11 protein-coding genes are annotated in these 12,804 nt (G+C 33.3%); 9 read left to right on the top strand and 2 right to left on the bottom strand.

Annotated features, from left to right (window positions below):
* The first annotated feature begins 140 nt into the window (after positions 1 to 140).
* Together OD803_RS01945 and OD803_RS01940 are read left to right on the top strand one after the other, a co-directional pair.
* The gene (locus tag OD803_RS01945; RefSeq protein WP_134198594.1) at positions 141 to 2,306 is read left to right on the top strand and encodes a carboxy terminal-processing peptidase; all 2,166 of its coding nucleotides are present in this window, start codon (positions 141 to 143) and stop codon (positions 2,304 to 2,306) included.
* A gap of 5 nt (positions 2,307 to 2,311) precedes the next feature.
* The gene (locus OD803_RS01940) at positions 2,312 to 3,406 is read left to right on the top strand and encodes an ABC transporter permease (RefSeq protein ID WP_262732161.1); all 1,095 of its coding nucleotides are present in this window, start codon (positions 2,312 to 2,314) and stop codon (positions 3,404 to 3,406) included.
* A 2-nt stretch (positions 3,407 to 3,408) separates the two neighbouring features.
* Here the strand turns inward: OD803_RS01940 and yihA are convergent, their stop codons facing one another.
* Both yihA and OD803_RS01930 read right to left on the bottom strand, forming a co-directional pair.
* Positions 3,409 to 4,023, bottom strand: coding sequence for a ribosome biogenesis GTP-binding protein YihA/YsxC (yihA, locus tag OD803_RS01935; RefSeq protein WP_262732160.1), 615 nt, complete (start codon positions 4,021 to 4,023; stop codon positions 3,409 to 3,411).
* Positions 4,024 to 4,026: 3 nt separating this feature from the next.
* A complete protein-coding gene (locus tag OD803_RS01930) occupies positions 4,027 to 4,791 on the bottom strand; it encodes an alpha/beta fold hydrolase (protein ID WP_129759332.1) in 765 nt (254 codons plus the stop codon).
* A gap of 286 nt (positions 4,792 to 5,077) precedes the next feature.
* On the opposite strand from OD803_RS01930, the gene mraZ reads away from it, so the two are divergent.
* Genes mraZ through murD form a run of 7 tightly spaced genes read left to right on the top strand, consistent with a single transcriptional unit; the run spans position 5,078 to position 12,796 of the window.
* Positions 5,078 to 5,548, top strand: coding sequence for a division/cell wall cluster transcriptional repressor MraZ (gene mraZ / locus OD803_RS01925; protein WP_131506023.1), 471 nt, complete (start codon positions 5,078 to 5,080; stop codon positions 5,546 to 5,548).
* A complete protein-coding gene (gene rsmH, locus OD803_RS01920) occupies positions 5,526 to 6,431 on the top strand; it encodes a 16S rRNA (cytosine(1402)-N(4))-methyltransferase RsmH (RefSeq protein ID WP_262732159.1) in 906 nt (301 codons plus the stop codon). The genes mraZ and rsmH overlap by 23 nt, the downstream gene beginning before the upstream one ends.
* Complete coding sequence (locus tag OD803_RS01915; RefSeq protein ID WP_129759329.1) at positions 6,428 to 6,745, top strand: FtsL-like putative cell division protein; 318 nt, start codon at positions 6,428 to 6,430, stop codon at positions 6,743 to 6,745. The genes rsmH and OD803_RS01915 overlap by 4 nt, the downstream gene beginning before the upstream one ends.
* Positions 6,746 to 6,802: 57 nt before the next feature.
* A complete protein-coding gene (locus OD803_RS01910; RefSeq protein ID WP_262732521.1) occupies positions 6,803 to 8,761 on the top strand; it encodes a penicillin-binding protein in 1,959 nt (652 codons plus the stop codon).
* Entirely contained in the window at positions 8,758 to 10,221 is a 1,464-nt protein-coding gene (locus tag OD803_RS01905; protein WP_262732158.1) for a UDP-N-acetylmuramoyl-L-alanyl-D-glutamate--2,6-diaminopimelate ligase, read from the top strand. Before OD803_RS01910 ends, OD803_RS01905 begins: the two co-directional genes overlap by 4 nt.
* A 1-nt stretch (position 10,222) precedes the next feature.
* Positions 10,223 to 11,464, top strand: a complete 1,242-nt coding sequence (gene mraY / locus OD803_RS01900; protein ID WP_262732157.1) for a phospho-N-acetylmuramoyl-pentapeptide-transferase — start codon at positions 10,223 to 10,225, stop codon at positions 11,462 to 11,464.
* Positions 11,465 to 12,796, top strand: a complete 1,332-nt coding sequence (gene murD / locus OD803_RS01895; RefSeq protein ID WP_262732156.1) for a UDP-N-acetylmuramoyl-L-alanine--D-glutamate ligase — start codon at positions 11,465 to 11,467, stop codon at positions 12,794 to 12,796. It abuts the gene before it with no gap.
* Positions 12,797 to 12,804: the final 8 nt, after the last annotated feature.

Here is a 12,804-nt window from a genome sequence, read left to right as displayed (position 1 = left end):
TCAATTACCTGTTATGTTAGGTTTAACAAAAAATTAGTAGGGCTATATTTTATTGGCACGGTTTTTTCTTTTACTTTAGTGAAAAATATAACTTAATTTTTGTAGTTATATACAGTTAAAGTATAAATATGAAAGATATTATGAAAAGGAACTATAAAATTTTGCTTTTGGTTTTACTACTTGCATTTGCTTCTTGTAGTTTTACCTCAAAAACCTTTGAAGACCCTAACAAAGATAAATTACTCATTCAGCTTATTAGTTATGTTTTAAATGAAGGTCATTTCAGTCCAGTTGATGTAGATGATGATTTTTCAGGATTAGTGTTTGATGATTATATAAAGCAATTAGATCCACTAAAGCGTTATTTTTATGAGTCTGATATTGAGGAATTCAGTGCTTATAGAAATAGTATTGATGACCAGATTAAAGAATACGATTTAACGTTCTTTAATTTAACTCATGAAAGACTATTAAAGCGTATGGAAGAGTCTAAAGAAATCTACAAAGAAGTGCTGTCAAAACCTTTTGACTTCAATGTGGACGAAGATTTTTCTACCGATTATGATTCAATGCCTTATGTGACATCTAAAAAAGAAATGAAAGAGCGTTGGAGACAACAGCTTAAGTTTTCAACTATTGCTAATTATGATGATTTATTAGTGCAGCAAGAACGTGGGTCTAAAAATAAAGATCCAGAAATGGCATTTGATGAAAATAGTGATGCTGCAAATACAGTAAAAACTGAAAAACAACTAGAAGAAGAAGCTAGAGAAGCAACGTTAAACTCTTTAAATGAACTGTACGCCTTTATTGGTGAAAGACAACGTAAAGATTGGTTTTCAGTGTATATCAATGCAATTGTGGAGGAGTATGATCCACATACGTTTTATTTTGCACCAGAAGATAAAGATCGTTTTGATGTAGATATGTCTGGTAATTTTGAAGGTATTGGAGCAAGACTTCAAAAGAAAATGGATGCTATTTTGGTTAACGAAATTATCAGTGGTGGTCCAGCTTGGAGACAAAACGAACTTCAGGTAGGAGACCAAATAATGAAAGTAAAGCAAGAAGATGAAGAAGAGGCTGTAAGTGTTGTTGGTATGCGTTTAGACGATGCTATCAAATTCATAAAAGGACCAAAAGGTACTGATGTAACCTTAACTTTGAAAAAAGTTGATGGTACAATAGAAGACATTACAATTACTAGAGATATTGTTGAACTGGAAGAAACTTATGCAAAATCTTCAACAGTAATTAAAGACAACAAAACATTTGGAGTTATCAATTTACCTAAGTTTTACGTTGATTTTGACGATTACAATAAAAGAAATGCGGCTTCAGATGTAAAACAAGAAATCATAAGATTAAAGCAACAAGGTATGGAAGGTCTTGTGTTAGATCTTAGAGATAATGGAGGAGGATCGCTTCAAACGGTTGTAGATATGGCAGGATTGTTTATTAAAGATGGTCCAATAGTTCAAGTTAAAACTACAGGTGAGCCAAAAGAAGTTTTAAAGGATAGAGATATGTCTATTGTTTGGGATGGACCGTTAGTAATATTGGTTAACGAACTTTCTGCTTCAGCATCTGAAATTTTAGCTGCTGCAATGCAAGATTATAAAAGAGCAATCGTTATTGGGAGTAAACAAACCTATGGTAAAGGAACAGTGCAAAATGTACTAGACCTTAATAGAATGGTTAGAAATAATTCCAATGGAGATATGGGAGCGTTAAAGTTCACGACTCAAAAATTCTACAGAATTAATGGTGGTTCAACGCAGTTAGAAGGAGTAAAGAGTGATATTGTAGTTCCAGACCGTTATAAATATATTGGTATTGGAGAAAGAACGTATGACAGTCCTTTAGAATGGGATAAAATTGATGCTGCAGATTATGACCTTTGGGAAAACTATTACGATTATGAAACTACAATTTCAAAAAGTAGAGAGCGTATGGCTAATAGCGATCAGTTAAAGTTAATTGATGAAAATGCTAAATGGATTAATACTATAAGAGAAACAGAAAACTTTTCTCTTAACTATAAAAAATACAAAGAGCGTTTAAATACTAATGAAGAAGAGGCGAAACGTTTTGAAAAAATAGCAGATTACAAAACTAATCTTACATTTAATTCATTGCCTTATGAAATTAAATTAATGGAGCAAGACTCTGTTTTAAAACAAAAGCGTGAGCGTTGGCATCAAAATTTAAGTAAGGATGTGTATATTGAAGAGGCTTTAAATGTTTTAAACGATCTTAAAATGACCTATGGTGTTAAAACAAAAGTAGCTGCAGTAAAAGATTAAAATAAATGAGTAAAAACAGTAACTCATTAACACAATTAGCGCTCCAAAAGTTTAAAAAGAACTTTTGGGGCGTTTTAAGTTTTTGGCTCATTGTTGCCATTGGGTTAGTGTCTGTTTTTGCCTATGTTTTAGCACCAGATAATTCTCAAAATGCAAATCAAATGCATTTGACAATTCACTCTAAAAAACCTGGTTTTAAAGTGAATATTCTCACCATTCCGTCAGAAATTAATAATGATCAATCTTTCCTGTCAAAAATATTTTATGGTGAAAAAAATACAGATACCGAAATCCCTATTTCAGAATTTAAAGCTGATAATGATAAATTAGTATATACCGAATATGCCTCTGATGGATTAATAGGTGTGGAAAAAGAAATTGCCCTAAGTGCTTTTCCAAATCAAGATTTTAAGCCTTTTATAAAAGAACGTACATTTTTGTTTGGTACTGATAAATACGGAAGGGATTTATTAAGTAGAGTATTGATAGGTTCTCGAATTTCGTTTTTTATCGGTTTTATAGCTGTATTTATTTCTTTAGTAGTTGGAATCTTTATGGGAAGTTTAGCTGGATACTTTGGTGGAGTAGTTGATACAATAGTTATGTTTATTATCAATGTAACTTGGTCTATTCCAACATTGCTTTTGGTTATTGCTATTATATTGGCTTTAGATAAAGGATTTTGGCAAGTGTTTATAGCAGTAGGACTTACTATGTGGGTTGAAGTTGCTAGAGTAGTGAGAGGACAAGTTATAAGTGTAAAGGAAATGCAGTATGTTACTGCTGCTAAAGCTTTAGGTTATAACGATTTTAGAATTGTTACCAGACACATATTACCCAATATTATGGCTCCAATTATTGTTATATCAGCAGCAAATTTTGCAGCTGCAATTTTAATTGAAAGTGGATTGAGCTTTTTAGGTATTGGAGCGCAACCACCAATGGCAAGTTGGGGAGCTATGATAAAAGATCATTATAATTATATTATACTAGGAAAACCTTATTTGGCAATAATCCCTGGGTTGTGCATTATGATTTTGGTAATGGCTTTTATGCTTATAGGTAATGCACTTAGAGATGCATTGGATGTAAAAAATTAAACCTATTCGTTTCTTAAAGTGTTAATTTCTTTGTTCGTGTCGTCAATAAACTGTAAAACGTCCTCTCTACCTATGGCTTTACTTGAAGAGGTTACAAAGTAATTAGGCATTTCTTCCCAAGTTTTAAGCATTTCCATTTCGTACTCTGAAATATTTCGTTCAATAGCTTTAGGTTTCAGCTTGTCAGCTTTTGTGAAAATAATAGAAAAAGGGATTCCATGTTCTCCCAACCACTCCATAAACTCTAAATCTATGTTTTGAGGATTATGTCTAATATCAACTAGTACAAATGCGGATACGAGTTGTTGACGTTGTTCAAAATAATTGGTAATGAATTTTTGAAATTTCTTTTTAGCAGTCTTAGAGACTCTTGCATAACCATAACCTGGTAAATCCACCAAAAACCAGTTTTTATTAATCAAAAAATGATTGATTAGTTGCGTTTTTCCGGGCTTTCCAGAGGTTTTTGCTAAATTCTTATGGTTGGTGAGCATGTTAATTAGCGAGGATTTTCCAACGTTACTTCTACCAATAAAAGCATATTCAGGCAATATGTCTTTTGGGCATTTTGTAACTTCAGAATTGCTTATTACAAACTCTGCTGTTTTAATTAACATGTTTTAAAAGTTTCTGGCAGAAAGCCATTTTTCTAAAATCAAATTGAACTCTTCAGGGTGTTCCATCATAGCTGCGTGTCCACATTTATCAATCCAAAATAAATCAGAATCAGGTAATAAACTATGGAATTCATCAGCAACTTCAGGTGGAGTTACAGTATCGTTTTTTCCCCAAATAATACAAGTTGGTGTTTGCATTTTAGGAAGGTCTTTTGCCATATTGTGTCGTATCGCACTTTTGGCAATTGCCAATGTTTTTATAAGCTTGTTTCTGTCGTTTACAGTTTCGTAAACTTCATCAACTATTTCTTTGGTGGCAACTGCTGGGTCGTAAAATACATCTTGGGCTTTTTTCTTGATAACTTCATAGTCACTTCGCTTGGTGTAACCACTTCCCATTGCACTTTCATATAGTCCAGAACTTCCTGTAATTACTAACGCTTTAACCTTTTCAGGATACATTTTGGTATGGTATAAGCCAATATGACCACCAAGAGAATTTCCTAACAAGATAACGTTATCTAGCTCTTTAAACTCAATAAAATCATGCAGGTAGTTTGCAAAACTTTTTACATTGGTTTTTAGTAATGACATGGTGTAGATTGGTAACTCAGGAATAATGACTTTGTAACCTTTTGTACTGTAGTAATTTGTAACAGCATCAAAATTACTCAACCCTCCCATTAAACCGTGTAAAACAATTATTGGCGTGCCTTCTCCTACTTCAATATAACTGTAATTTTTTTCTGTTTTTAAAAGGTGTTTCATGTATTAGTTAGTGATGTCATTTTAAACAAATATAGTTATTTCATTGATAAATACTCCCTTTTTTACCCCTTAGTGAAAAATTGTTTTTCATAGAGTTTTTCACAATCTAATCAATGTGTCTTCATAAAAAAATAAACCTCTGATTTTTAAATAACTACAATCTGTTTTAGCGCGTAATTGTTGTTAAAATAAAAAAATTATTAACAAAAGTGGTATAAAGTGGTAAAATGTGGTAATATTTTCAATATATTTGAATTGAATTCGTTAGAAGTATAAAATAATCATTTTGAACACTTTAATAGGATCATACGAGTGCAAAGTTGACGCCAAAGGAAGGCTAATGCTTCCTGCTGCCCTAAAAAAGCAGTTGTCTCCTGTGTTACAAAATGGTTTCGTGTTAAAGCGAGCGGTTTTTCAGCCTTGTTTGGAGTTGTATCCAATGAGTGAGTGGGAGTTGTTGATGCAAAAAGTGAATAAACTCAATAGGTTCAAGAAAAAGAATAATGATTTTATACGACGCTTTACGGCAGGTGTTAAAATGGTTGAGGTAGATGCTACTGGTCGACTTTTAATCCCGAAAGATTTGATTGCTTTCTCTGGAATTAGTAAGGAGATTGTGGTGTCTTCGGCAATACATATCATTGAGATTTGGGATAAAGACAAGTATGAGCAAGCTATTGATGATGCTGCTTTAGATTTTGCTGACTTAGCTGAAGAAGTAATGGGACAAGACGATGATGACAATGGAATATCATAATCCGGTTTTACTTAATGAGACAGTTGAAGGTTTAAATATTAAACCTGATGGTGTTTATGTGGATGTCACTTTTGGTGGTGGTGGTCACAGTAAGGCAATTTTAAAGCAATTAGGTCCTGATGGAAAATTGTTTGCTTTTGATCAAGATCAGGATGCCTTGTCTAATGCTATAGAAGATGAGCGTTTTACGTTGATAAATGAAAATTTCAGATTCATAAAACGTTTTTTGAGATTTTATGGTGTAAAGCAAGTAGATGGGATTTTGGCAGATTTTGGTGTGTCGTCACATCAATTTGATGTTGCTGAAAGAGGGTTTTCAACTCGTTTTGAGTCGGAATTAGATATGCGAATGAATCAAAATAGTCATTTGTCGGCTTACAATGTGATTAATGATTATGAGGAGGAGCAATTGCGTCAAGTTTTTTATCAGTATGGAGAATTGCGTCAAGCTCCAGCAATGGCAAGAGTAATTGTTGAAGAGCGTTCAAAAGCTGAGATAAAAACTAGTGAACAATTAAAGTTAGTGTTAAAACGATTTTTGCAACCTAAAAGAGAAAATAAAATACTAGCTCAAATTTATCAGGCAATTCGAATTGAGGTGAATCAAGAAATTGAGGTCTTAAAAGAACTGTTGTTGCAAACACCTGAGCTCCTAAAAAAAGGAGGTCGTTTAAGTTTTATTTCTTATCACTCGTTAGAAGATAGGTTGGTAAAACGATTTATAAGAAATGGCTTGTTTGAAGGTGAGCCAGAACGAGATGTATTTGGAAATTTTGAAGTGCCTCTAAAAAAAGTAGGAAATCTTATTGTGCCAACACAAGAAGAAATAAAAATTAATAATAGAGCAAGAAGCGCAAAATTAAGAATTGCAGAAAAACTATGAAGAAAGGTATTTATGGTATTCTGAAAGGTAAATTTTTAATAAGTGATGACTCTTTTAAAAACTGGAGAGTTATCATTTTTATTTCTGCCTTGGCTATAATAATGATAGCGAGTTCACATAGTGCAGATAAAAAAGTACATGAAATAGCGAAACTTAATAATGAAGTGAAAGAATTGCGTTCAGCATTTGTTGATGGACGCTCAAGGTTGATGAGGCTTAAAATGGAATCGTCAATTGTAACAAAAATGGCAGAAAAAGGTATTGTGCCTTCATTAATTCCGCCAAAAAAAATAAAAGTAAAAGCTCAGGAATAACTAGTGGCAGTAACTGAAAAAGACATATTAAACAAGTTGTACTTTGTTGCAGGATGCATGTTTGTGTTCATCTTTCTTGTGGTTTACAAGTTAGTGGATATTCAGTTTATTCAAGGTGATAAATACAGAGATCTTGGAGTAAAACGTGCTGTTGAAAATGTTGAGATTCCTGCTAACAGAGGTAATGTGTATTCGGCTGACGGAAGTCTTTTGGCGACATCTATTCCTAAGTATGATATTCGTTTAGATGCTGTACAGCCTCAAAACAAAACCTTTCACGAATATATAAAACCGCTTTGCGATTCGCTGGCAAAATTCACAGGAAAACCAGCTTCTTACCATCAACAAAGAATTAGAAAAGCGAGAGCAAATAAAAACAGATATTATTTAATAGCGAGAGATATTGGATATTCTGATTATTTAAGAGTTAGAAATTTTCCTTTGTTAGAACTTGGTGCTATAAAAGGTGGTTTAATAGTTGAGCAGAATACGAAGCGAGAGCACCCAATGGGTGGAATTGCGCATCGTTCTATTGGTTATGAGCGCGTAGATGAAGATGGAAATGTTACAAGAGCAGGAATTGATGGTGCTTATGGTGAGGAGTACTTAAAAGGAACTAATGGTCATAGGTTAAAGCAAAAGATAGGTAATGGTCAATGGAAACCAATAACTGATTACAACCAAACAGAGCCTAAAGATGGTTATGATGTGTATACAACTATTGATGTTAATATTCAAGATATTGCTCATCATGCGTTGTTGGAACAACTAGAAAAATATAAAGCTGACCATGGTTGTGTTGTGGTGATGGAAACCCAAACAGGAGAGGTAAAAGCAATTGCTAATTTAGGAAGAAACTCTGAAGGGAATTATTACGAAAGAAGAAATTACGCAGTTTGGGAGTCGCATGAACCAGGTTCAACATTCAAGCTAATGGCGCTTACTGCTGCTTTAGAAGATAAGGTAATAGACACAAGTGATGTTGTGGATACTAAAAACGGAATCTTGAGCTTTTATGGTAAAAAAGTTCGTGATTCTAAACGTGGAGGTTATGGTAAAATCTCTATAGGAAAAGCTTTTGAAGTGTCTTCAAACACAGGAATAGTTTCTGCAATCGATCAGCATTATAGAAGCAACCCAAAAAAGTTTGTTGAGCGTTTGTATCAAATGAATTTAAATCAAAAGTTGGATTTGCCAATTTTAGGTGAAGGAGAGCCAATTATTCCACATCCTGATAATAAGAAAAGATGGAGTGGTATTGCATTGCAGTGGATGGCTTATGGTTATGGAGTATCGTTTACGCCTCTTCAAACGCTAACATTTTATAATGCTATAGCTAATAATGGTGAAATGGTGAAACCTCAGTTTTTAAAAGAGGTGAAAGAGTTTGATGAAACTATAGTTCCATTTAAAAAAGAAATCATAAACCCAAGAATTTGCTCTCAGGAAACGGTTTCTAAAGTAAAGCAATTGCTTAAAAATGTAGTCGATAAAGAACACGGTACAGGTCATAAGTTGTACTCGCCTAATTTCTCAATGGCTGGTAAAACTGGTACGTGTCAAAAAGACTATGCAAATAAAGATAAACTCAATTATATATCCTCTTTTGCAGGTTTTTTTCCTGCTGAAAATCCAAAGTATTCGTGTATAGTTGTTATTCATGAGCCTGATAAAAGTGTTGGATATTATGGAGCAGATGTGTCAGGTCCAGTGTTTAAAAAAATAGCTCAAAAAATCTATACAGATACGCCTTTAGTTGATGAAGTGGAAACTTTAGAATTAGTGGATGCTAAAACTAAAAGTGATTTTGATACTTACTTTGAGTTAGCTCAAAAATATAAAACCATAATGCCTGATGTTGTTGGGATGTCTGCTATGGACGCGTTGGCATTATTAGAGAATATGGATGTAGAAGTGAAAGTGAAACTTAATGGAAGTGGAATTATAAAAAAACAGTCAGTAGACAAGAGTATAAAACTTAAAAAGAACCAAGTAATTGTTTTAGAAGCATCGTGATAGTGTTAAAAGACATATTGTATAAAGTAACCATCAATGCAGTTGTAGGTAGTACAGGTGTACAGGTAAATGCTATTGAGTTTGATTCACGCCAAATCAAAACCAACGACGTGTTTGTGGCAATTAGAGGTTCGGTTGTTGATGGTCATAATTTTATTGAAAAAGCAATAGAGCTAGGAGCTAAAGCTATAGTGTGTGAAGCGCTTCCGGAGCAATTACAAAACGGAATCACTTACATAGAAGTTGATAGTGCTAGTAAAGCATTGGCGTTTATGGCTGCTAACTATTACGGTAATCCATCAGGAAATTTAAAGCTTGTTGGAGTGACAGGAACTAATGGAAAAACAACGGTTTCTACATTGCTGTATCAGTTGTTTAAAAAGGCTGGTTTTAAAGTTGGTTTATTGTCAACAGTAAAGATAATGGTTGGTGATAAAGAATTTAAAGCTACACATACAACACCAGATTCTCTAACAATAAACAAGTATTTAAGTGAAATGAATGATGAAGGTGTGGAGTTTTGCTTTATGGAAGTGAGTTCGCATGGTATTCATCAAAATAGAACAGAAGGATTGGTTTTTGAAGGTGGTATTTTCACAAATCTTTCTCACGATCATCTAGATTATCATAACACATTTGCTGAATATAGAGATGTGAAAAAACAGTTTTTTGATCAGTTGCCAGCTAAGTCTTTTGCATTGGTAAATGTCGATGATAAAAATGGTTTGGTGATGCTTCAAAATACAAAAGCAAGAAAAATCACCTATGCATTAAAGTCGTATGCTGATTATAAAGCTCAAATTTTAGAAAATCAATTTAGCGGATTGCTTTTAAAACTTAATGATAATGAAGTTTGGACACGATTGATTGGAAGTTTTAATGCTTATAACATTTTAGCAATTTATGCTACAGCTGAATTATTAGGACTTGAAAAAGTTGAGAATTTAAAACTCATTAGCGAATTAGAAAGTGTGAGTGGTCGTTTTCAGTATTTGGTGTCTGATGAAAAAATCACAGCCATTGTAGATTATGCGCATACACCTGATGCATTAAAAAACGTGTTAGAAACCATTAATAATATCAGAACAAAAAATGAAGAACTCATAACGGTTGTTGGTTGTGGTGGTGATAGAGATAAGACTAAGCGACCAAAAATGGGACACATAGCGTCTGCGCTGAGCACTAAAGTAATTTTTACTAGTGATAATCCGCGAAGTGAAGTTCCTGAGACAATTATTGAAGATATAGAAAAAGGGGTTGAACCTCAAAACTATAAAAAAACACTATCGATAGTTGATAGAAAACAAGCCATAAAAACAGCGTGTCAAATGGCGCAACCAAATGACATTATTCTTATAGCAGGAAAAGGTCATGAAACCTATCAAGAAATTAAAGGCGAACGCTTTGATTTTGACGATTATAAAATAGTGCAGGAATTTTTAAAGCAATTACAAAAATAAGATGTTGTATTACCTATTTGAATATTTAGAAAAACAGTTCCAGTTTCCTGGTGCATCGCTTTTTGGGTACTTAACCTTTAGAGCTGCCATTGCTATTATTCTGTCGCTGTTAATTTCTACTATTTATGGTAAACGTATTATAAGATTCCTTCAAAAAAAGCAAGTTGGAGAAACTATTAGAGATTTAGGTTTAGAAGGTCAAGTAGAAAAAGCTGGTACACCAACAATGGGTGGAATCATCATTATTCTAGCAACATTAATTCCTGTATTGTTATTGGCAAAATTGGAAAACGTTTACATCATTTTGCTTGTTATTACCACACTTTGGATGGGAACTATTGGGTTTATTGATGATTATATCAAAAAATTCAAAAATGATAAAGAAGGATTAAAAGGAAAGTTTAAAGTTCTAGGTCAAGTAGGTTTAGGAATTATAGTTGGAGCAACACTTTTCTTTAGTGATGATGTAACTATTAAAGAAAAATTACCAGAAGAACAGCAAAAAGTAATGCTTGCTGAAAACCCAAATTTGCCTCCAGCAAAGTTATTTGATGTTGAAGAAAAGTCTACAAAAACCACCATTCCTTTTGTGAAAGGAAATGAGTTTGATTATTCCGATTTGATTACATGGATTAATCCAAACCTAAATAAGTATGCTTGGGTCATTTTCATATTGGTGAGCATTTTCATTATCACAGCAGTTTCCAATGGAGCAAATCTAACCGATGGTATTGATGGTTTAGCAGCTGGTACATCTGCAATAATTGTGCTTACTCTGGGGATTTTTGCTTGGGTTTCGGGTAATATCATCTTTTCCGATTACCTCAATATTATGTATATCCCAAGAGTTGAAGAAATCACTATTTACATCGCTGCTTTTGTAGGAGCATTAATTGGTTTCTTATGGTATAATACCTATCCAGCACAAGTGTTTATGGGAGATACTGGAAGTTTAACTATTGGTGGAATTATAGCTGTAATTGCTATTGCTGTTAGAAAAGAATGGTTGATTCCTGTGTTGTGCGGAATCTTTTTAGCTGAAAACCTTTCGGTAGTTATGCAAGTCAGCTATTTCAAGTATACAAAGAAAAAATATGGTGAAGGACGACGCATTTTTAAGATGTCGCCATTACATCATCATTATCAAAAATCAGGATATCACGAAAGTAAAATAGTTACAAGATTTTGGATTGTTGGCATTTTGCTAGCAATCATATCAATAGTGACATTGAAGATAAGATAAATGAAACGGTTAGTGATTCTTGGAGGAGGAGAAAGTGGAGTTGGAACTGCACTTTTAGGGAAAGAAAAAGGATATGAAGTTTTTGTTTCCGATAAGGGAAAAATAAAGGAAAAATATAAAGAGGTTCTTATACATAATGAGATTGAATGGGAAGATGAAAAGCACACAGAAAGTAAAATTCTAAATGCTGATGTAGTAATGAAAAGTCCTGGGATTCCTGAAAAAGTAGCTTTAGTAAAACAAATTAGAGCTCAAGGAATTCAGGTGGTTTCTGAAATTGAATTTGCTTCAAAATTCACCAATGCAACTATTGTAGGAATAACTGGTAGCAACGGTAAAACTACAACAGCTAGTTTAACGCATCATATTTTAAAACAAGAATTAGATGTTGGATTAGCTGGAAATATAGGAGACAGTTTTGCGAAGCAAATATTAGAAAAGTACTATAAAAACTATGTGTTAGAGATAAGCAGCTTTCAGTTGGATGATATTGTGAGTTTTAAACCAAACATTGCAGTTATCACTAACATCACTCCAGATCATTTAGATAGATATGAGTATCAGTTTGAAAATTATATCGCTTCAAAATTTCGCATTGCAATGAATCAAACTAAAGACGATTATTTGATTTATGATGCGGATGATGAAGTCATCACAAACTGGCTAGCAAAGCATCCTGTTCAATCCAAAATGTTGCCATTTTCTTTAACTAAACCTATTGAAAATGGAGCCTATTTAGAAAACGAGACAATAAAAATAACAATTGATAACGACCAAATAATTATGCCGACAGCAAATTTAGCATTAGAAGGAAAACATAACGTAAAAAATGCAATGGCTGCTTCAACAGTAGCACATTTGCTAAAAATTAGAAAACAGACAATAAGAGAGAGTTTAGAGAACTTTCAAGGTGTAGAACATCGATTGGAAAGTGTACTTAAAATTAATAAAGTACAGTACATCAACGACTCCAAAGCAACAAATGTAAATGCTACTTATTTTGCTTTAGAAAGTATGGATGCACCAACCATTTGGATAGTTGGAGGAGAAGACAAAGGCAATAACTATGAGGAGTTATATCCATTTGTAAACGAAAAAGTAAAAGCAATCATTTGTCTTGGTGTTGATAATGAAAAGCTATTGAAGAACTTTAGTTCAATGGTTGATGTTATCGTAGAAACTCAATACATGAGCGAAGCTGTGAAAATTGCATACAAGATTGCCAAAGCAGGAGATAGTGTGTTGTTGTCACCAGCTTGTGCAAGCTTTGATTTGTTTGAAAACTATGAAGACAGAGGTCGTCAATTTAAAGAAGCTGTAAGAAGTTTATAAAACTTAAT

Origin of the sequence: Gaetbulibacter sp. NE (assembly GCF_025548475.1) — a bacterium.
Classification (GTDB): Bacteria; Bacteroidota; Bacteroidia; order Flavobacteriales; family Flavobacteriaceae; genus Gaetbulibacter_B; species Gaetbulibacter_B jejuensis.
This window is presented reverse-complemented; position numbering and strand designations above follow the sequence as displayed.